The sequence below is a fragment of the Candidatus Symbiopectobacterium sp. NZEC135 genome (assembly GCF_025962695.1).
The window spans coordinates 45508-66258 of the sequence record NZ_JAGFPF010000021.1; the positions used below are offsets into that span (position 1 = coordinate 45508).

The 20751-nt window shown below is 55.1% G+C and carries 15 protein-coding genes; 11 read left to right on the forward strand and 4 right to left on the reverse strand.

Annotated elements, in window-relative coordinates:
- The first annotated feature begins 182 nt into the window (after positions 1-182).
- Positions 183-1040, forward strand: a complete 858-nt coding sequence (lgt, locus tag J5224_RS12540; protein ID WP_264625691.1) for a prolipoprotein diacylglyceryl transferase — start codon at positions 183-185, stop codon at positions 1038-1040.
- Positions 1041-1128: 88 nt separating this feature from the next.
- On the forward strand, positions 1129-1923 hold the full coding sequence (gene thyA / locus J5224_RS12545; RefSeq protein WP_264625692.1) for a thymidylate synthase: 795 nt from the start codon (positions 1129-1131) through the stop codon (positions 1921-1923).
- On the opposite strand, the gene J5224_RS12550 is transcribed toward thyA, so the two are convergent.
- Positions 1901-2068: a hypothetical protein gene (locus J5224_RS12550; protein WP_264625693.1), complete on the reverse strand. Its 168-nt coding sequence runs from the start codon at positions 2066-2068 to the stop codon at positions 1901-1903. The two genes, thyA and J5224_RS12550, sit on opposite strands and share 23 nt — an antisense overlap.
- Positions 2069-2177: 109 nt before the next feature.
- Between J5224_RS12550 and J5224_RS12555 the strand changes: the two genes are divergently transcribed.
- From J5224_RS12555 to recD, 8 genes are all read left to right on the forward strand, one after another.
- Positions 2178-2672, forward strand: coding sequence for a prepilin peptidase-dependent protein (locus tag J5224_RS12555; RefSeq protein WP_264625694.1), 495 nt, complete (start codon positions 2178-2180; stop codon positions 2670-2672).
- Complete coding sequence (locus tag J5224_RS12560; protein ID WP_264625695.1) at positions 2666-3235, forward strand: prepilin peptidase-dependent protein; 570 nt, start codon at positions 2666-2668, stop codon at positions 3233-3235. Before J5224_RS12555 ends, J5224_RS12560 begins: the two co-directional genes overlap by 7 nt.
- Positions 3232-3684 carry a YgdB family protein gene (locus J5224_RS12565; protein ID WP_264625696.1) on the forward strand — a complete coding sequence of 151 codons (453 nt, stop codon included), beginning with the start codon at positions 3232-3234 and terminating at the stop codon, positions 3682-3684. The genes J5224_RS12560 and J5224_RS12565 overlap by 4 nt, the downstream gene beginning before the upstream one ends.
- Positions 3674-4093 (forward strand): prepilin-type N-terminal cleavage/methylation domain-containing protein, encoded by a 420-nt coding sequence (locus J5224_RS12570; RefSeq protein ID WP_264625697.1) that lies wholly within the window; start codon positions 3674-3676, stop codon positions 4091-4093. Before J5224_RS12565 ends, J5224_RS12570 begins: the two co-directional genes overlap by 11 nt.
- Positions 4094-4132: 39 nt before the next feature.
- The gene (gene recC, locus J5224_RS12575; RefSeq protein ID WP_264625698.1) at positions 4133-7519 is read left to right on the forward strand and encodes an exodeoxyribonuclease V subunit gamma; all 3387 of its coding nucleotides are present in this window, start codon (positions 4133-4135) and stop codon (positions 7517-7519) included.
- A gap of 62 nt (positions 7520-7581) precedes the next feature.
- A complete protein-coding gene (gene ptrA, locus J5224_RS12580) occupies positions 7582-10581 on the forward strand; it encodes a pitrilysin (protein ID WP_264625699.1) in 3000 nt (999 codons plus the stop codon).
- Positions 10578-14183, forward strand: a complete 3606-nt coding sequence (recB, locus tag J5224_RS12585; protein WP_264625700.1) for an exodeoxyribonuclease V subunit beta — start codon at positions 10578-10580, stop codon at positions 14181-14183. Before ptrA ends, recB begins: the two co-directional genes overlap by 4 nt.
- On the forward strand, positions 14180-16033 hold the full coding sequence (gene recD / locus J5224_RS12590) for an exodeoxyribonuclease V subunit alpha (RefSeq protein WP_264625701.1): 1854 nt from the start codon (positions 14180-14182) through the stop codon (positions 16031-16033). The genes recB and recD overlap by 4 nt, the downstream gene beginning before the upstream one ends.
- A 4-nt stretch (positions 16034-16037) precedes the next feature.
- Here the strand turns inward: recD and J5224_RS12595 are convergent, their stop codons facing one another.
- The 3 genes from J5224_RS12595 to argA all read right to left on the reverse strand — a co-directional run bounded on the left by J5224_RS12595 (position 16038) and on the right by argA (position 18963).
- Positions 16038-16604: a carbapenem biosynthesis protein CpmH gene (locus J5224_RS12595; protein WP_264625702.1), complete on the reverse strand. Its 567-nt coding sequence runs from the start codon at positions 16602-16604 to the stop codon at positions 16038-16040.
- Positions 16594-17460, reverse strand: a complete 867-nt coding sequence (locus J5224_RS12600; RefSeq protein ID WP_264625703.1) for a formylglycine-generating enzyme family protein — start codon at positions 17458-17460, stop codon at positions 16594-16596. The genes J5224_RS12595 and J5224_RS12600 overlap by 11 nt, the downstream gene beginning before the upstream one ends.
- 177 nt (positions 17461-17637) lie before the next feature.
- Positions 17638-18963, reverse strand: coding sequence for an amino-acid N-acetyltransferase (gene argA / locus J5224_RS12605; RefSeq protein ID WP_222158421.1), 1326 nt, complete (start codon positions 18961-18963; stop codon positions 17638-17640).
- A gap of 387 nt (positions 18964-19350) precedes the next feature.
- On the opposite strand from argA, the gene amiC reads away from it, so the two are divergent.
- Positions 19351-20595 (forward strand): N-acetylmuramoyl-L-alanine amidase AmiC, encoded by a 1245-nt coding sequence (gene amiC, locus J5224_RS12610; RefSeq protein WP_264625704.1) that lies wholly within the window; start codon positions 19351-19353, stop codon positions 20593-20595.
- The last annotated feature ends 156 nt before the right edge of the window (positions 20596-20751 follow it).

A 20751-nucleotide genomic window follows, 5' to 3' on the forward strand; every position in this document is an offset into this window, starting at 1 on the left:
ATAACTTTTCCTGCGCTTGCACGCTGCGTAGCGGCTGCTCTGTGCTATCATGCGCAACCGCCGCCAGTGCGTAAGGCGTTAATGCCGAGAGTGCGTTGGCAAACAAGGTTTCCCCTTTTCCGACTTCCCGTACCGTGGGATTAACAACGTCGTGAGATAAACAAACAAGCATGTGGTGATCGATGACAACGAGTTACTTGGCGTTTCCTCAATTTGATCCGGTGATTTTCTCCCTTGGACCCGTTTCGCTCCATTGGTACGGACTGATGTACCTAGTGGGCTTTGTGTTTGCCATGTGGCTGGCTGTGCGCCGGGCGAATAAACCGGGCAGCGGCTGGACCAAGGAAGAAGTGGAAAACCTGCTCTACCTGGGGTTCCTCGGGGTTTTCGTGGGCGGCCGTCTGGGGTATGTCCTGTTCTATGCTTTCCCTTCGTTCATCAGTAACCCGCTTTACCTGTTTAAAGTGTGGGATGGCGGTATGTCATTCCACGGCGGTCTGGTTGGGGTGATTTGCGTTATGCTGTGGTTTGCTCGTCGTACCAAGCGCCACTTCTTTCAGGTTGCCGATTTTATTGCACCGTTGATTCCTTTCGGACTGGGTGCTGGGCGCTTGGGTAATTTTATCAACGGGGAACTCTGGGGCCGCGTTACTACCGATACGCCGTGGGCGATGCTGTTTCCCGGTGCACGAAGCGAAGATTTGATGCTGGCGGTAACCAACCCGCAATGGCAGGCGATTTTCAATCAGTACGGCATGTTGCCGCGCCATCCGTCCCAGCTTTATCAGATGGCGTTGGAAGGCATCGCGCTGTTTATCCTGTTAAATCTGTTCATTCGTAAACCGCGCCCGATGGGCAGCGTTTCTGGCTTGTTTTTGATTGGCTACGGTGTGTTCCGCATTATTACCGAGTTTTTCCGTCAGCCGGACGCACAGCTTGGCCTGTTCGGTAATTTCATCAGCATGGGGCAGATTCTGTCGCTGCCGATGGTATTTGCCGGTATCCTGATGATGGTCTGGGCCTATCGCCGCAAGGCGTAAAAACAGCAATTGCTTGCCGTGAGCGGCGTCCTTGCTGACATTAGTGAGAGTCGCGCGGTGAATTTTTTAATCGTGTAGTGAGGGTGAAATGAAACAGTATCTGGAATTGATGCAGAAAGTGCTTGATAAGGGAACGCCGAAGGGAGACAGAACCGGCACCGGAACCTTATCGATTTTCGGCCATCAGATGCGTTTCAATCTGCAAGACGGTTTTCCGCTGGTGACCACCAAGCGCTGCCATCTGCGCTCAATCATTCACGAGTTGCTGTGGTTCCTCAACGGTGATACCAACGTTGGCTATCTGCACGACAATAAAGTCAGCATTTGGGATGAATGGGCCGATGAAAATGGCGATCTTGGTCCGGTATACGGTAAGCAGTGGCGCGCCTGGGGCGCGGCGGATGGTCGCCAGATTGACCAACTGCAAACCGTGCTGCAACAGTTAAAGCAGGACCCGAATTCACGCCGTATCATTGTTTCTGCGTGGAACGTGGGTGAGTTAGATCAAATGGCGTTGGCGCCGTGCCACGCGTTCTTCCAGTTCTACGTGGCGGATGGCAAACTTTCCTGCCAGCTTTACCAGCGCTCGTGCGATGTGTTCCTCGGCCTGCCGTTCAACATTGCCAGCTATGCACTGCTGGTGCATATGATGGCGCAGCAGTGCGATCTTGAAGTCGGCGATTTTGTCTGGACCGGTGGTGATACCCATCTGTACAACAACCATATGGAGCAAACGCATTTGCAACTGAGCCGTGAGCCAAAAGCGCTGCCGAAATTGATCATTAAACGTCGTCCTGCCTCACTGTTTGACTATCAGTTCGACGATTTCGAAATAGAAGGTTACGACCCGCATCCCGCCATTAAGGCGCCAGTGGCGATTTAATCGTCGATTCTGCACTTCTGCTATCAAGGCTGCTTCGGCAGCCTTTTTTACCGATTGTTTTCGCCTCTCTTTCTTCAACCTGCATTTCCTCAACCCGCATTTCTTCAACTCGCATTTCTTCAACCCGCATTTCTTCAACCCGCATTGTATCGACGTTGTAACGCCTTGCTGCAAGGCCCGTTTTGCTGCGAGCGGGCAGGCATTCCCACTTTTTTTTTGCAAGGCGACTGCCCGATTCTGGCTACACTGCCGTCATGGATAAAAGCACTTTTGTTGATGCGGGTTTTAGCCTGCCGGAATTGCTGGTTGCACTGACGCTTATCGCTCTGTTATCCGCAGGCGGTATTCAGGGCTGGACCGCCTATCAGCAGGCTGTGCGCCTCGAGCATCAAACACAGTTGGTGATGTTGTTTCTGCAACGCGTGCAGGCCAATGCCTATTGGTATAACGACACGCGCACCGTGAGTGTAATACAAACCGGTGAGGTGTGGTGTTTACGTGAAGGAACGGGGGCGTCGCTGAGCTGTTATGCGGGCACTGGCGGGCGTTTGTTGCCCTCAGTGCGCGATGTACGCATTGCCGCAATGGCGCGTCCGACGGTCACTTTTTATGGTCTGCGCAATACCGCGCAGGCAGGACACCTGGTGTTAGAGAATGGTGCCGGTCGTCTGCGTATCGTGATATCGATCTGGGGGAGGATACGGTTATGCAGCGATACGCAGCCAGTCTTAGGTATTCCGCGTTGCTAAGTCGCAGAATCGGCGGGTTTAGCCTGATGGAGGTGCTGCTGGCAATGCTGGTGGGTAGCGTGATGCTTATCGCCTCCATACAGATTTACCCTACGCTGCGCAGGCATAGCCAGAATACGTTACGCCATTTTTTGTTGGAGCAGCGTATTCATCAGGCATTGTTTGCGCTGGAGAAAGATCTGCGACGCGCAGGATTTTGCGCCAGTCGCTGTCACGGCAATGTCGTAACCTTAGGGCAATTTCCCGGCGAGGCGGCGAACAGTTGCGCTATCGTCGCTTATGATTTTAACCGACGTGGCGGTGCTCCGCAGAATCAGGAAACGTTTGGATACCGGTTGCGCGCGGGGGCATGGGAAACGCACGTCAGTGTTGCCGATTGTGGGGGCGGTGGATGGGAGCGGCGGCTTGATCCGCAGGAAGTGACGGTAACGCGTTTTGAAGTGATTGCATGGCGTAATGGAGCCGGACCGACGCTGTATGAAGTACACCTGGCGGGACACTGGTTTCGTCGCCCTGATATTGCGCGCCATCGGGTGCGCTGGATTGCAGGGCATAACGCATGAAACGTTGGTGCCAGCAGGGCACTGGTGCACTCTTGATGGTGATGTTGCTGGCAGCCGCGGGGCTGCTGTTAATGACGGGGATGCAACGGCAGTTAGACAGCGCGCTCTCTCTTACCCATGATGAGCGTCGCTATTGGCAAACGTTGGTATTGGCCGAATCGTCGCTACAATGGGGCATTGGGCAGGTGTGGCTTATGGGCAACCGTACTGATGAACAATGCCTCAGCTATGTAGCAGAAGGGCTGCGAGTCTGTTTACGACCGGTGCCCGGTGAACACTATATGTTGCTGCGCGGTGAGGGGCATCTTCCCCGCGCTTCATCGGTGATGGTGCTCTTTCAGCGTGTGGTACCCATTGAGCCTGACGGTGAAATCAGTCCGTTGAAACCCATCGCGGGGGGCTGGCTGGATTTTTGCCCCGAAAGGCAGGAGGCCATTTGTGGCGGATAACCAGAGAATCCCTTGTGGATGGTGTTGGCAAAGACAACGTCAACAAGGATTTGGACTGGTGGAAACCGCCATCGCCGCGCTGTTTTTTGCCATATCGGTGTTAGGATTACTGCACTATCATCAGCGGTTGCAGCAGGCTTTTGTACATCAATGGCAGCAACGGCAGGCATGGCATCTGGCATATCAGCAGCTTGCCATTTATGCTGCCGGTCGGGGAGGGGAAGCATTAACGCTGCTTGAACGCGACCTCCCTCCTGGATGGCAATTAGCGTTGACGGAGCAGTTTCAGTCGGTATCGTGCCTGCGCGTCTCCTCGACGGTGACAACGCCGCAGCACTATCAGGCGCGCTTGCACCGTTGGTTTTGTTTTACTGATACAAATCGGCGAGCCGTGCCTGAGGGCAATTGACGGTGAGCGGGGTTTGCGGGCACCGAAACGGGAATCATCATGTTCAGGGTTTATCACTCGAATCAGTTAGATATTTTGAAAACGCTGATGGTGACGCTGATAGCGCGCCAACCGTTGCAGGACCCGTTTCAACCTGAAACGATCCTGGTTCAAAGCCCTGGTATGGCGCAATGGTTACAGATCGAGCTTGCTAGTCACTTTGGTATCGCTGCCAATCTGCATTTTCCTTTGCCCGGTGTTTTTCTGTGGGACATGTGTCGGCGTGTATTACCAGATATCCCGGTGGACAACACCTTTAGCAAAGAAGCGATGACCTGGAAGTTAATGCATATTCTGCCTCAGCAGCAGGATAACCCGGCATTTTTGCCGTTGAGTCATTACTTGCAAGACGACGCTGATAAACGCAAGCGGCATCAGCTTGCAGGTCGGGTGGCGGATCTGTTCGATCAATACCTGATTTATCGGCCTGAGTGGATAAAACAGTGGCAAGCGGGTGCGCTGGTCGATGGGTTGGGCGATGCGCAGGTGTGGCAAGCTGAGCTGTGGCGTGCACTTTTGCAATACAGCGCGCAACTTGAACAGAAAGAGTGGCACCACGCTCGCCTCTATCAGCGCTTTATCGAGACGCTGGAGCAGACCACAACCTGCCCACAAGGGTTACCGCCGCGCGTGTTTATCTGCGGTATTTCAGCGCTACCGCCGGTTTATTTGCACGCACTGCGTGCATTGGCAAAGCATATTGATGTGCACCTGCTGTTTACTAACCCATGCCGGGATTACTGGAGTGATATTCAGGATCGCCATTTCTTAGCGAAGCTGACAAGTCGTCAGCGTCGCTTGCACAGCAACAGCGCGGAGGAGCAATACCGTCCGTTGTTTCGCGATCCCGCTAATGTCGATGGGTTATTCAACGATGAGGGCGAACAGCGCATTGTCAATCCGCTGCTGGCAAGCTGGGGAAAACTGGGGCGTGACCATCTCTATCAGTTGGCGCAGATAGACGAAGTCGATGATATCGAAGCCTTTGTCGAGCTTGATGGCACAACGCTATTGCAACAGGTGCAGCGCGATATTCTGGAGCTTGATGACGGCAGCGTTATTGCCGATAGTGCACAAGCGCAGGCCAGCAGTGAGCGCAAGCGTCTGCTTACGCCCCATGATGCGTCTCTCACCTTTCACGCCTGCCACAGCCCGCAACGCGAGGTCGAAGTATTGCACGACCAGTTGCTGGCGATGATGGCAGAGGATGAAACACTCACGCCGCGTGATGTTATCGTGATGATGGCGGACATTGATAGTTATACACCTTTCATTCAGGCGGTGTTTGGCAATGCGCCGACAGCTCGCTATCTGCCTTTTGCTATCTCCGACCAGCGAGCACGCCACGCTCATCCGGTTCTGCCCGCGTTTCTCAGCCTGCTGGAGTTGCCACACAGTCGTTTTACCGCTGAGCAAGTACTGTCGCTGCTTGAAGTCCCTGCGCTTTCTGCCCGTTTTGGTATCGACGAAGAAGGGCTGCGCCGTTTGCGGCTGTGGGTGATGGAATCTGGCGTGCGCTGGGGGCTTGATGATGACAACGTGCGCGATCTTGATTTGCCGGTTACCGGCCAGCACACCTGGCGTTTTGGCCTGACACGCATGCTGCTGGGCTATGCGATGAACAGCAGCGCGGGGGCCTGGCAGGGCGTGTTGCCCTACGATGAATCGAGTGGGTTGATTGCCCAACTGGTGGGGCAACTGGCGGAGTTGTTGGCGCAACTCACGCAGTGGCGTCAGCGTTTACGGGTAGCGCGCACGCCAGCACAATGGTTACCGTTGTGTCGGCAATTGTTGGACGATCTGTTCATTGCGGATAGCGACAGCGATGCTGCGCTGTCTCTGATTGAGCAGCAGTGGCAGGCGATGCTGGGGGCGGCAGTTGCCAACGCGTTTGAAGAAGCCATCCCGGTGGTCTTGTTGCATGACGACTTGGCCCAACGCTTGGATCGGGAAAAACTGAGCCAGCGCTTTCTTGCCGGTGCCATTAACTTCTGTACGCTGATGCCCATGCGTTCGATACCCTTTAAAGTGGTCTGTCTGCTGGGGATGAACGACGGTGTTTATCCGCGCACGCTGCCTCGGTTGGGATTTGACCTGATGGCGCAGAAGGGACAGCGCGGTGACCGCAGCCGCCGTGATGATGACCGCTATTTGTTTCTGGAAGCGCTCATTTCGGCGCAACATCGGCTTTATATCAGTTACATCGGTCGTGCGATTCAGGATAACACGCAGCGTTATCCCTCGGTATTGGTGAGCGAACTGATGGAGTATTTGGCGCAAAGCTACCATTTGCCTGGGGATGACACGCAGGATCTGGATACCAGCGCGGCACGCGTTTGTGCGCATCTGTGTCGCGAACATACTCGTATGCCGTTTGACAAGGATAACTTCCTTGAGCACGCTCAGCCGTGCAGCTTCGCCAGCGAGTGGCTGGCCGCCGCCGGGCGCACTGGATTGCAACAGCCACAGTTTGATACGCCACTGGCGCCTGTCACCTATCCCGATATTACGCTGGATGCGTTGAAACGTTTTTATCGTCACCCTGTCAAAACCTTTTTCCAAGCGCGTTTGGGCGTGAACTTTGTTGTGCAGAACGATGAACTGCTCGATGAGGAGCCGTTCGCGTTGGACAACCTCAGCCGCTATCAGTTGAATGCGCAATTACTGAATACCCTGATTACGCAAGGTGATGCTGATGAACTGTTAGACCGCGCCCGCGCGGCGGGCGCGCTTCCCTATGGTGCTTTCGGGGAGTTGTATTGGCAAAAACAGCGCCAGGAGATGCAAGCGCTGGCAGACAGCGTCAGCGCCGAGCGTGATGCGGCGGGAATGACCAGCCTGGAATTGGACATGACGCTAGACGCTGTACACCTCAGTGGCTGGGTGATGCAGGTACAGCGTGATGGGCTATTACGCTGGCGGCCGGCGCGATTAGGCATGAAAGATGGCGTGGCCCTGTGGTTGGATCATCTGGCGTACTGTCTGGCGGGAGGTACGGGAGAGAGCCGTATGTATGGCCGTGAAGAGACGGCCTGGCGCTTTGCTGCGGTTTCTGTGGAGGAAGCGCAACGCCAGATGGCGCATTTGATTAAAGGATATCAACAAGGCATGAATGCCCCACTATTATTACTGCATCAGAGCGGCGGGGCTTGGCTACAAGCATGCTACGATGCATCAAGTGGCACGCTGAACGAGTCACCCGATGTGGTGCACAACGCATTGAACAAGCTGCAACAAAGCTGGGCTGGCAACGTGATGTCACCCGGCGAAGGCGATGATTTCTATTTGCAGCGTATCGTGCCGGAACTGGATGAAGCCCGTATTGAGGCGATTGTTACAGCGGCAAAAACCTGGCTGTTGCCGATCCTGCGCGCCAATCAGGCATAAGCGAACGGATGTGATGGCAGTGAATCAAGAACGGCGAGATTGACGTGAGAGAAAGGACGGTAATGAAGAGAGAATGGCGTAAACAGTTTGCCTGCTGTATCGGCATGATGATGTTGCTGCTGAGCGGTGTGTCCGCAGCGTGGGCGCAAACCGCAGGGTGGCGTCCTTTGGAGCAGGTTATTCGCAAGGGAGAAAACGATCCGCGTAATTATCAGGCGATCACCTTGGATAACGGCATGACGGTATTGCTGGTGTCCGACCCGCAGGCAACCCGTTCGTTAGCGTCGCTGGCGCTGCCTATCGGTTCACTCGACGATCCTAACAGCCAATTGGGATTGGCCCACTATCTGGAACATATGGTTCTGATGGGGTCCAAACGTTATCCGCAGGCGGATGCGTTGGCCGAATTTCTGAAAAAACACGGTGGTAGCCACAATGCGAGCACCGCGCCGTACCGTACTGCCTATTATCTGGAAGTCGAAAATACGGCATTACAGCCCGCCCTCGATCGCCTGGCGGATGCCATTGCTGAGCCGCTGCTCGATCCGGTTAATGCGGATCGCGAACGCAATGCGGTCAATGCTGAATTGACCATGGCACGCTCGCGCGACGGGCACCGCATGGTACAAGTGGGCGCGGAAACCTTAAATCCGGCGCACCCGGCATCGCGTTTTTCCGGAGGGAATCTGGAAACCCTTAAGGACAAGCCCGGTAGCAAGCTGCATGACGAACTGCTGGCGTTCTATCAGCGTTATTACTCGGCTAACCTGATGAAAGGGGTGATCTACAGCAACCAACCTTTGCCAGAATTGGCGAAAATGGCGGTAGAGACCTTTGGGCGCATCGCCAATCGTCAGGCCAAGGTGCCCGTTATCACCGCGTCATCAGTGACGGACGATCAGCGCGGTATCATGATTCATTACGTGCCGGCGCAGCCGCGCAAGCAATTGCGTATTGAGTTTCGCGGCGATGCCATGGAACAGACCGACCCTACCAGTCAGGCATTCCGCAGCCAAACCAACACCTATATCAGCTATTTGATTGGCAATCGCAGCCAAAATACCTTATCGGACTGGCTGCAAAAACAAGGGTTGATAGAGTCTTTGGGCGCGGGCGCTGACCCTATTGTCGATCGTAACGGCGGGCTGTTTGCCATCTCTGCCACCCTGACCGATAAAGGCCTTGAACAGTATGACGTGGTGGTGGCTGCCATTTTCCATTATCTGCAACTGTTGCAGCAAGAGGGCATCCAGCAGCGCTATTTTGATGAAATCTCCCGCGTGATGGCGCTCGATTTCCGCTATCAGTCGGTTAAGCGTGACATGGGTTATATCGAATGGCTGGTGGATACCATGATGCGTGTGCCGGTGGAACACACGCTGGATGCCGCCTATCTGGCCGATCGCTTTGATCCCGATGCAATTAAGCAACGTTTGGCCAGCATGACGCCGGAGCGTGCGCGTATCTGGCTGATAAGCCCTGATGCGCCGCACAACAAAGAGGCTTACTTTGTTAATGCGCCGTATCAAGTGGACAAAATAGCCCCGGCGCAGTTTACCCGCTGGCAAACGCTGGGCGAAAAGATGGCGCTCACGCTGCCGACGCCAAACCCGTATATCCCGACGGATTTCTCGCTGATCAAGCGCGGTGAAGTGCAGAACTACCCGAAAATGGTGTTACAGCAGCCGGGGTTGCGGGTGCTCTATATGCCGAGCCGTTATTTTGCCGATGAACCGAAAGCGAATGTCACGGTGTTGCTGCGTAACTCGGTAGCGCAGGATACGGCACGCCATCAGGTGATGTTTCAGCTTAATGACTATCTGGCAGGTCTAGCGCTGGATGAACTGAGCTATCAAGCTTCAGTCGGGGGGATCAGTTTCTCTACCCGTGGGAATGACGGGCTCACCATCAACGCCAATGGCTATACGCAACATTTGCCTAAACTCATGCTGGCGCTGGTTGAGGGGTATGCAAGCTATACGGCGACGCCAGCACAGTTGGAACAGGCTAAATCCTGGTATATCCAGCAGTTGGACGCCGCTGAAAATGCTAAAGCGTATGAGCAGGCTCTGGAGCCTGTTCAGGCGATCTCTTCGCTGCCTTATACCGAGCGAGAAGAGCGGCGCGCTCTGCTTAAAGATATTTCGCTGGACGATGTCATTGCCTTCCGTGATGCGCTGTTGCGTGATGCTGCGCCGGAAATGCTGGCAGTCGGTAACCTCACCGAAGGTCAGGTAACGAAACTGGCACAGGATATCAAAGCGCGTCTGGCCTGTTCAGGGCAAATCTGGTGGCGTTCCCCGAATGTGGAAGTCGCGCGTACCCAGCTTGCCAACCTGCAACGTACAGGGAGCAGCACCGATTCTGCGTTGGCTGCGGTGTATATTCCGACCGGTTACGGTGAAGTGCAGGGCATGGCGTACAGTTCGCTGCTCAATCAGATCATTCAGCCCTGGTTCTATAACCAACTGAGAACGGAAGAGCAACTCGGCTATGCCGTGTTCTCCTTCCCGACCATTGTTGGCCGTCAGTTCGGTATCGGGTTCTTGCTGCAAAGCAACAGCCAGCAGCCTGCTTACCTCTACCAACGTTATCTGGATTTCTTCCAGAAAGCCAAGCCGCGCCTGCGTGCCATCAAGGCCGATGAGTTTGAGCAGTACAAACAGGCGTTAATTACCGAACTGAGTCAGCGCCCACAAACGATGAACGAAGAGGTTGGTCGGTTGCGTAACGATCTCGATCGTGAAAACTTTGCCTTCAACACCCGTGAGAAACTGATTGAAGCGCTTAAACCGCTGACGGTAGAGCAACTTGCGCGCTTCTTCGAACAAGCTCTGGCACCGCAAGGGCTGGCAGTGTTGTCGCAAATTTCGGGCAGCCACCACGGTAAGGCTGATTACGCTGCACCGAAAGACTGGACACTTTACCCCAATGCTTCAACGCTGCAACAGACGCTGCCAGTGAAACAGCGGATGATTGAAAAACCGCGTAGCGGCGTATTGTCTGCTGAAAAAGTCTCGGCGGTTGAGAAAAAAGACGTGGTTGAGAAGGTTGCTCCATGAGTCAGGATACGCCGCAGACGCTTGATGTGCTTACGCTTCCCCTGTTTGGGGAGCGGTTGATAGAGGCTTCTGCCGGTACGGGTAAAACCTATACGCTGGCGGGGCTCTATCTGCGCCTGTTATTAGGGCTGGGCGGCGACGCGGCGTATCCTAAACCTCTGTTGGTCGAAGAGATCCTGGTGGTGACCTTTACGGAGGCAGCCACAGAGGAACTGCGCGAGCGTATTCGTTCCAATATTCATGCGTTGCGCCTGGCTTGCCTGTGTGGTGAAAGTGAAAATCCGCTTTTCTCGGCACTGCTGGTGCAACTGCCCGATAAGCCATATGCGGCACAACGGTTGCTCGATGCTGAGCGACAAATGGATGAAGCCGCCATCTACACCATTCACGGCTTTTGTCAGCGCATGCTCGCAAGCCATGCCTTTGAGTCTGGTTCGCTCTTCGATCAAGCGTTGATCGAAGATGAACAGCTTCTTACCCGGCAGGCCTGTGCCGATTTCTGGCGGCGTTACTGTTATCCCTTGCCGTTTGATGTGGTTAGCGTTATTGGTCAACTCTGGAGTGGGCCGGATGCGTTACAGCGCGAACTTGCCCCCTATTTACAGGGCGAAACGCCACAACTGCATAACCCACCCGCACCGGATGAGACGCTGTTACAGCGTCATCAGCAGATTCTGGCGCGCATTGATGATATCAAGCAGCAGTGGCAGCAGGTGGCAGCACAGGTGGAGAAGTGCATTCTCGAATCGGATGTGGACAAGCGCAGCTACAGTAATCGTTATCTACCGGGCTGGGTAGAAAGCGTTAGCTTCTGGGCTGAAACGCAAACCACCGACTATGCCTTACCAAAGGCGCTGGAGCGGTTCGCACAGTCTACGTTGAACGAGAAAACCAAAAAGGGTGCGCCGCCCGTGCTTCCGGTGTTTTCGGCGATTGAGACGCTGCTTACCACACCGTTGTCACTGCGCGATATTGTTATCGACCGAGCGTTGCATGATATTCGCGCGACGGTGCGCAGCGAAAAATTGCGTCGCGCTGCCTTGGGATTTGACGACCTGCTGAGCCGTCTGGATGAGGCGCTGCGCCAGCCGCTGGGTCAGCAACTGGCGGCCGCGATACGTCAGCGTCATCCAGTGGCGATGATCGATGAGTTTCAGGATACCGACCCACAACAGTATCGTATTTTCCGCGCCATCTATGGTGAACAGCCCGACAGCGGTATGTTGCTGATCGGCGATCCAAAACAAGCTATCTATGCTTTTCGCGGCGCGGATATTTTCACTTATATGCGGGCGCGTGCTGATGTTAAGGCTCACTACACGCTGGAAACCAACTGGCGCTCTTCCCATGAGATGGTCAGCGGTGTGAATCGCCTGTTTCAATGTGTCGACAACCCGTTTGTTTTTTCGGCGATCCCTTTTTTGCCCGTTAAGCCAGCGCCTAATAAACAGGGGCTGCGTTTTGAGATGGACGGCGTGCCTCAGCCTGCACTGCAATTTTGTCTGTCGGGTTCTGTGGCATTGGGGACGGGGGCGTATCAGCAACTGATGGCGCAGCAGTGTGCCATGCAAATTCGCGACTGGTTGCAAGCGGGTCAACGCGGTACTGCCTGGCTGGATAATGGTCGCGAGCGCGTTCCCGTGCAGGCATCGGATATTTGTGTTTTGGTACGCAGCCGCCATGAAGCCGCATTGGTGCGCGATGCGCTGCGCCGCCTTGCTATTCCTTCCGTCTATCTCTCCAACCGTGACAGCGTATTTACTACACCAGAGGCTCGTGAGGTGCTGTGGCTGTTGCAGGCCGTGCTGGCACCTGAACAGGAACGCACGTTGCGCAGCGCGCTGGCGACCTCACTACTGGGATTCAGCGCGCAGCAGATTGATGCGCTAAACCAGAATGAGGCAGACTGGGATACACAGGTCGATACCTTCGCCGAGTTTCGTGACCTTTGGCAGCGGCGCGGCGTGCTTCCGATGCTGCGCTCGCTGATGTCGCATTATCGTTTGGCGGAAAATCTATTGGCTAGCCGTGAAGGTGAACGCCGGTTAACTGATTTTTTGCATCTGGGCGAGCTGCTGCAACACGCCGGGGCCACGCTCGAAAGCGAACATGCGCTGGTGCGCTGGTTGTCGCAGCAGATTTTGCAGCCCAATCCGCAGGCGGAGAACCAGCAACTGCGGTTAGAGAGCGATCGTCATTTGGTGCAAATTGTCACCATCCATAAATCTAAAGGGCTGGAATATCCGCTGGTCTGGTTGCCGTTTATTTGTCACTTTCGCCCTCAGCCTGATGGCATCTACCATGACAGGCACACCTTTCAGGCGCTGCTCGACGTCAATAGCGGGGAAGAAAGCCAGCAGTTGGCTGAGGAAGAGCGTCTGGCGGAAGATTTACGGCTGCTGTATGTGGCGCTGACTCGGTCGATTTTTCACTGTAGCGTGGGGGTGGCACCGCTACAGCGAACCCGGCGCAAAAGTGAAACGACTGACATGCATCTCAATGCGCTCGGCTATTTGCTGCAACGCGGCAAGGAGGCGGATGCGGATATCTTGATCGCTGCACTGCATGAGTTGGAAGGCGATGGTGTTGCAGTAAACGCGGTACGTGAATGGGATGGTATTCCCTGGCAGGACAGTGAAGACAAGCCTGCGCTACTGCGCGCCAGTGAATGTGAGCGCCTGCTTACCAATAATTGGCGAGTAACCAGCTATTCGGGTTTACAACAGCATGGCGCTCAACAACATTCCTTACAACAGGGTGGGGCAATGGCACAAGAGCTGTTTCCCCGTCTGGACGTGGATGCTGCGTTGGACCCGCGCAACCGAGTACCTGAAGAGAGTGAGCAAGTGCTCACCCCGCATACCTTCCCCAAAGGCGCAGGGCCGGGAACCTTTTTACATAGTCTGTTTGAGACATTGGATTTTACCCAACCCGTCAGCGTTGACTGGCTGGAAGAGCAGTTGAACGCGCATGGCATGGCGAGTGGGTGGGCACCCACCTTGCAGGTGTGGTTTTCGGCTCTGCTGCATGCGCCGCTGAACCCAGATATGGCAGACACTGACGCCCCATTGACGTTGGCAAGCGTGCCTGCACAGCAGCGAATTGCCGAGCTGGCGTTTTATCTGCCAATAGATGCCCCGCTACAGGCAACCGCGCTGGATGCGCTGGCGAAACGTTACGATCCCCTGTCAGCCAATTGCCCACCACTCTCCTTTCAGCAGGTGCAGGGGATGTTGAAAGGGTTTATCGATCTGGTGTTTTGCTGGCAGGGGCGTTATTACCTGCTGGATTATAAGTCGAATTGGTTGGGCGAGAGCGCCAGTGCCTATACCCAACCGGCCATGCAAGCGGCCATGATGGCGCACCGTTATGATTTGCAGTATCAGCTTTATACGTTGGCTCTGCACCGCTATCTGCGCCATCGGGTGCCGAATTATGATTACGACCGCCACATGGGGGGCGCTATCTACCTGTTTTTACGCGGTGTCGATCCGGTTCTTCCCTCGAATGGTATTTTCACCCAGCGTCTGCCGCGCGTCTTTGTCGAGCACCTCGACTGCTTGTTCAGCGGTGAAGTGGCGCTGTCAGGAGAACACCTATGATGGACTTGCTGGCGATGGCGATGGAGCGCCAACTGCTACGCCCGCTGGATGTACAGTTCGCGCGTATGCTGGCCGATGGGCAGCCCGCTCCGGTGCAACTGGCGGCGGCGTTGGTGAGCGCGGCGGCGGGCGCGGGCAACGTCTGTTTGCCTTTGACGGAGCTGTATCCTGATGCTCTGTTTGATGGGCGCGATCCTGCACTGGCGCATGCGCTGTGGGCGCTTGCCGGGCTGCCGGATAGCGCGGCGTGGCAGCAAAGTCTGCTCGCGTCCCCCGCAGTGAGCGATGGCAGTGAAACAACGCCTCTGGTGTTGCAGCACCAACGACTTTACCTGCAACGCAATTGGCTGAGTGAAGTGCAGGTAGCGGCTTTTTTTACCGAGAGTAATGCCGTCACTATTCACACCGATCCTCTTGCCATGCGTCACGTGTTGGACCGCTTGTTTTCACCGCTTGATGCCGAGGTGGATTGGCAAAAAGTGGCTGCCGCCGTAGCGCTGACGCGTCGGGTATCGGTGATTTCCGGTGGGCCGGGCACGGGGAAAACCACGACGGTGGCCAAACTGCTGGCCGCCATGCAGTTGCTGCATCAAGGGAATAAACCGTTACGTATTCAACTGGCGGCCCCGACAGGGAAGGCGGCGGCGCGCTTGACGGAGTCACTGCGCAGTGCGTTAAGCAAACTGCCGCTGGAAGAGGCTCAGCAGCGTCATTTGCCGCGTGAAGCGACCACGTTGCACCGTCTGTTAGGGGCGGTTCCTGACAGTCAACGCTTGCGCTATCATCAGGGCAATCCGCTCCATCTTGATGTGCTGGTGGTGGATGAAGCCTCAATGGTCGATTTGCCGATGATGGCAAATCTGGTATTGGCATTACCTGCGACAGCACAGGTGATTTTCCTGGGCGATCGCGATCAGTTGGCCTCCGTTGAGGCCGGGGCAGTATTGGGCGATATTTGTCGCTTTGCCGCTCGAGGCTATAGCGCTCAGCGGGTTGAGGAGCTTGAACAACTGACAGGCTACCGGTTGGCAGCCTCATCCGAAGTGAGCCCTGCGGTGGCAGACAGTTTGTGCCTGCTGCAAAAGAGCTACCGGTTCGATCAGCACTCCGGCATTGGCATCGTGGCGCGCGCGGTAAACGGTGGCGAGGAACGTCAGGTTAGGCGCGTGTTGCAGGATGAGCATGACGATCTGCGCTGTCTGCCGCTGGCGCAGGAAGAGGATTACCAGCAGATGGTGGCGCAGTGCGTGGCGGGGTATCGTGACTATTTGCAGGCGGTAGCGCAAAGTCAGGACGCCGCACAGGTGCTGGCAGCATTTAACCGTTTTCGTTTGTTGTGCGCGCTGCGTGATGGGCCGTTTGGCGTCACCGGTTTAAACATGCGCATTGAACAGGCGCTGCAACAGGCCGGGCTGATTCATCGCAGTCGTAATCCAGCGAATCCTTGGTATTCCGGGCGTCCGGTCATGATTGCACGTAACGATGCGCTGCTTGGCGTGTTTAACGGTGATATCGGGATTGCCATGCCTAATGAGGCGGGGGAACTGCGAGTTTATTTCCAACTGCCGGATGGTCAGATGAAAATGGTCAGCCCGACCCGCTTGCCGCCGCATGAAACCGCCTACGCCATGACCGTGCACAAATCGCAAGGATCGGAGTTCGATCATACCGCACTGGTGTTGCCGAACGGCTTTTTGCCGGTGTTAACGCGTGAATTGGTGTACACCGCGGTTACGCGCGCGCGCGCGCAATTGTCGCTCTACGCAGAGATAAGCATTTTGTGTCGCGCGGTGAAAACGCCAACCCGTCGCTTCAGCGGGCTGGAAACACGCATCCTTTCCGGCGTATGAAACGCTAGAAATCCAGCTCTACCGGAATTGGGGGGCTGTGCAGCATCAGCTTTCCCCGCTTGGTTATGCGAAACGTGGCGGAATAGCGCGTTTTGCTGCTGCCGGCTATCAGGTTATCCACGTCGCTAAAGGCAAAGCGCAGCGAGGCATTGCTGGTCCAAGGTGCGAGTTGGGTTAAGCGGTAGGTGAAATAGACCGCATTCATCCCCTGTGCCACGGGCTCAATCATGCTGATGTGGTCAAGTTCCATACGCGCAAAGCAGAGATCGCCTGTGGTACGCCACGCTTGCTCGGCCTCTGGCGTTAACTGATAGACAATGTTCTCTCCCTGACGCGTCTCTCGTGCCAACCCCGCATCTACAAGTGCCTGCATGCGTCCGGTGATCCAGGGCGCATCCTGGGCGTGGCTATAGACTGGCCATTGTTTTACGCCGAGGCAATGCGCAGGCTCTGCGGCAAAATAATCACGTAATGCCTGCTGATAGTCACTGTTTGTCGGCTGTGCCCAGACACTGTCTGGCAACAGCGCAACCCAGGATAATAAAAGGAACAGCGCGTATTTAAGGTTCATGCCGTGTCCTTATCAGACGAAAACCGATATCTGACATCATAAAACCCGGCGTATGTGCATCACATCCGCTGCGCAGGTTGCCCTGTGTCATATAGCTACCGCCGCAGAACAGGTAGAGCGTTTTACCGCCTTCAACCGCAACGGTATCGTTAAGCCACTGAGACACATTGCCGCTCATGTCATACAGCCCGAGAGCATTAGGGCGTTTTGATGCGACGGGGCGAGTACCGAACGTGGTGGCCTCCTGAGAGGCAAAATGGGCAACGCGCTCTGGCGTGTTACTGCCAGCATAATAGAAGCCATAGGTTCTGTTCGCCAAACCGGGCGCGCCGCCTCTGGCTGCCACTTCCCATTCATTACGTGAGGGTAAACGGTAGCCTGAGGCATCGGGAGCGGTGCGAATGGTCTGTTCTGCATCTGGCTCAGGCTGCTGTTTAAGCGGTTGTCCATCGCGGGCCAGATAGTAGGGCGTTAATCCCTGCCGAGCACTCAACGCATTGGCAAAGATAATGGCATCCCACCAGGAGACATTGGTGACTGGATGTTTGCCGTCGTCTTGTTCGGGCGCGAGGCAATCTTCAAAGTGTGCGCCATTGCATCCACCGTCAATCATGTAGCCATGCTCCGTCGCCCATGCCAGCAGATCGTGATAAAAGCGATAGGTGACTGCGGTAGTCATGATGTTATAAGCGACAAGCGAGGTGTTGGCGTGCTCGGCGTAGGGCTGCTGGCCAAAAACCGGACCAACGTAATAGTGACCTGTTTTGACAGTAATTTCGTCTATGTGCAGCGGTGTGGCGTAAGCGGCCTGAAACATCAGCCCCATGCCGAGCAGCATAAAGCGTGCTTTGTTCATGGTATTCCTGTACCGGTGTTGCTGTCCTGCATGGCCGTTATCGTGGCCGGACAGTGACGTGCATTACGTGAGTATTCTACGCGTCGAGGCGTAATAAGCCTCTGCGCGATTACTCAGGGTAGGGAGATAATGGCAATGCCGGTACACAGGGTTGCATACCGGCGTAATGCGATAGGATTACAGGTCGATCACTAGGATCTTGGAGCGGCGCTGGTAGTTATACAGTTCCTGCTTGCGCTTGGGCAGCATCTCCACTTCGGCAGGCTGAAAGCCGCGTTCCTGAAACCAATGGATGCTGTGCGTGGTGAGCACGAACAGCTTCTTCAACCCCTGCTGACGCGCCTGTGCAGCAACGCGTTGTAGCAACATGTCCCCGCGCGATGAACTGCGATAGTCAGGATGTACCGCAACGCAGGCCATTTCTCCGATGCTTTCTTCGGGGAACGGGTACAGCGCGGCGCAGGCGATGGTCAGGTTATCGCGGACTACCACGGTAAATTTATCGATCTCCATTTCCAACTGTTCACGTGAGCGGCGCACCAGAATTCCCTGCTGTTCCAGCGGGCGGATCAGCTCGAGGATGCCGCCAATATCGTTAATGGTGGCACGGCGTACTTGCTCCGCGCTCTCCATGACGATCTGCGTACCGATACCGTCGCGAGAAAACAGTTCTTGCACCAGTACCCCATCTTCCTGATAGCTGATCAGGTGACTACGGCGCACGCCGCTCCGGCATGCGCGTACGGCGCCACGCAGGAAACGCACGGTTCCCGAGTTATAATCGCCATCGGCTTCCCGTTCTTCGATACAGCGCTGGGCGTCATCGGGGAACAGTTCAGAAATAATGGTGCCATCCTGCGTGGTTACCCCTTGGGACGAACAGAAGCCGATCATTTTCTCGGCTTTCAGTTTGATAGCTAACTGGGTCGCCACTTCCTCAGACGTCAGATTGAAACTCTCGCCCGTGACAGAGACGGCTACCGGGCCAAGCAGCACAATGGCGCCGCTGTCTAACTGGCGATGTATTGCGGCTTCATCAATACGCCGGATGCGACCGCTGTGGCAGTAGTCCACGCCATCATCGACCCCTAACGGCTGGGCGATAATAAAGTTACCGCTCACTACGTTGATGTGCGCGCCCTGTAGCGGCGTGTTATTCAAGCTCATGGAAAGACGCGCGGTGATATCCAGTTGCAGCATGCCAGCGGCCTGTTTTACCAGATCCAGTGTGTTGCTGTCGGTGACACGGGTATGCTTGTGATAACGCGGCTCGAAATGGTGTGTGGTCAGGCTGGCGTCAATCTGCGGACGGGCACCATAGACCACTACCAGCTTGATGCCGAGGCTATGCAGCAGACCAATATCGTTGACGATGTTGGCGAAGTTTTCATGTTCAATGGCTTCACCGCCCAGCATAATGACAAAGGTTTTACCGCGATGCGCGTTGATATAAGGAACCGAATGGCGGAAGCCTTGGACCAGTTCTGTACTACGTTCCTTCACTGCGAGCCTCTCTGAGTGAATTTTTATTCGTAATTTGTGTATTTTTATTCTAATTGAACGAAAAGGCAAGGAGTAAGTCTCACAATTCGGTCGCCTTCAGCGTTATTACCTTATTTCTCTGTGCCGTCCTGATGACTGACTTGCTCTGCGGCCGTTTATACGCCGACACGATGATTTTTACATGACAGAGATGGGAAGATTCGTTAAAGTTTTCACATTGTTAATACTGACTTTATCTTTTTCGCGTAATATCGCGGCAGATTACCGGTTGGTCTGAGTTTTTTCTGCCTGATATCACCGTTTGAGCACTCGCGCCAGTGCTTGCTTGCGACAACATCACAACGACTACAGCACCACAATAACGACAGCATAACTAATTGGAGTGGCATGTCTTATTCGAATCACAATCAGACGCGCCGCCGCCTTCTGCAAGGCGCGGCGGCAACCTGGTTATTAAGCGTCAGCGGCGCCGGATGGGCCGCTGCCGCCCAAGTGATTGCCGTTCGCGTCTGGCCTTCTTCAGCCTATACTCGCGTTACCTTAGAGTCTAACCGCACGCTAAAATACAAGCAGTTTATGCTAACCAATCCCGACAGGCTGGTTGTGGATATCGACGGTATCCAACTCAACAGCGTGTTGAAAACGGTTTCGCAGCAGTTTCAGTCTGACGATCCGCTGATCAAGGAAGCCCGCATTGGGCAGTTTGATCCTAAAACAGTGCGTCTGGTTTTAGCGCTGAAGCAAGCCACCAACCCGAAAGTCTTTACCCTCGATCCGATCGCCGAGTTTAAACATCGCCTGGTGTTGGATCTCTACCCAGCGGTAGGGCGCTATGACAACGCTGAGGATCCGCTACTGGCGCTGCTGGAGGATTACAACCAGGGCTCCCTGGAGAGTAAATTGCCGCCGGAAGCGCCATTGGCGGGTAAGGCGGGGCGCGATCGTCCGTTGGTCATTATGCTCGATCCCGGTCATGGTGGCGAAGATCCCGGGGCCATCGGTAAAAATCGCACGCGCGAAAAAGATATCGTGTTGCAGATTGCGCGGCGGTTACGCAGCCTGATTGAGCGTGAGCCCACTATGAAGGCGTACATGACGCGCAATGAGGATGTGTTTATTCCTTTGAGCGTGCGGGTGGCGAAAGCACGCAAGCAGCGTGCCGATCTGTTTGTTTCGATTCACGCGGATGCCTTCACCAACCGTGCGGCGCGTGGCTCTTCGGTGTTTGCACTGTCGAAGAAAGGCGCAACCAGCACCGCAGCGCGTTTCTTGGCACAAACGCAAAACGAATCCGATCTGATTGGTGGCGTGAGCATGAGTGGCGATCGTTATCTCGACCATACTCTGTTTGATTTGGTGCAGACCGCTACCATCAGCGATAGCCTGAAGTTTGGTGGTGAAATCCTTAAGCGGCTCGGCAAAGTGAATAAGCTGCACAAGAACAGCGTCGATCAAGCCGGGTTTGCGGTGTTAAAAGCGCCCGATATTCCCTCGATTCTGGTGGAAACGGCGTTTATCAGTAATCTGGAAGAGGAGCGTAAATTGCGCACCAGCCACTTTCAGCAGCAAATAGCGGAATCTATTCTGGCGGGAATCAAGGCATACTTTGCCAGCGTGGGTGATCGCAAGTGAGGCGCTTGCGGTTTTGAAGGGATAAAAACAAAAAAACACCCGTCAGGGTGTTTATTGTTGGTAAGCTTCTTGATTAAAGAATTGGTTGCGGGGGCCGGATTTGAACCGACGACCTTCGGGTTATGAGCCCGACGAGCTACCAGGCTGCTCCACCCC

Excerpts from the sequence above, each read along its gene's own strand:
- lgt (WP_264625691.1), top strand. The coding sequence starts at position 183 with ATGACAACGAGTTACTTGGCGTTTCCTCAATTTGATCCGGTGATTTTC.
- thyA (WP_264625692.1), top strand. The coding sequence starts at position 1,129 with ATGAAACAGTATCTGGAATTGATGCAGAAAGTGCTTGATAAGGGAACG.
- J5224_RS12550 (WP_264625693.1), bottom strand. The coding sequence starts at position 2,068 with ATGCGGGTTGAAGAAATGCGGGTTGAAGAAATGCGAGTTGAAGAAATG.
- J5224_RS12555 (WP_264625694.1), top strand. The coding sequence starts at position 2,178 with ATGGATAAAAGCACTTTTGTTGATGCGGGTTTTAGCCTGCCGGAATTG.
- J5224_RS12565 (WP_264625696.1), top strand. The coding sequence starts at position 3,232 with ATGAAACGTTGGTGCCAGCAGGGCACTGGTGCACTCTTGATGGTGATG.
- recC (WP_264625698.1), top strand. The coding sequence starts at position 4,133 with ATGTTCAGGGTTTATCACTCGAATCAGTTAGATATTTTGAAAACGCTG.
- ptrA (WP_264625699.1), top strand. The coding sequence starts at position 7,582 with ATGAAGAGAGAATGGCGTAAACAGTTTGCCTGCTGTATCGGCATGATG.
- recB (WP_264625700.1), top strand. The coding sequence starts at position 10,578 with ATGAGTCAGGATACGCCGCAGACGCTTGATGTGCTTACGCTTCCCCTG.
- recD (WP_264625701.1), top strand. The coding sequence starts at position 14,180 with ATGATGGACTTGCTGGCGATGGCGATGGAGCGCCAACTGCTACGCCCG.
- J5224_RS12595 (WP_264625702.1), bottom strand. The coding sequence starts at position 16,604 with ATGAACCTTAAATACGCGCTGTTCCTTTTATTATCCTGGGTTGCGCTG.
- J5224_RS12600 (WP_264625703.1), bottom strand. The coding sequence starts at position 17,460 with ATGAACAAAGCACGCTTTATGCTGCTCGGCATGGGGCTGATGTTTCAG.
- amiC (WP_264625704.1), top strand. The coding sequence starts at position 19,351 with ATGTCTTATTCGAATCACAATCAGACGCGCCGCCGCCTTCTGCAAGGC.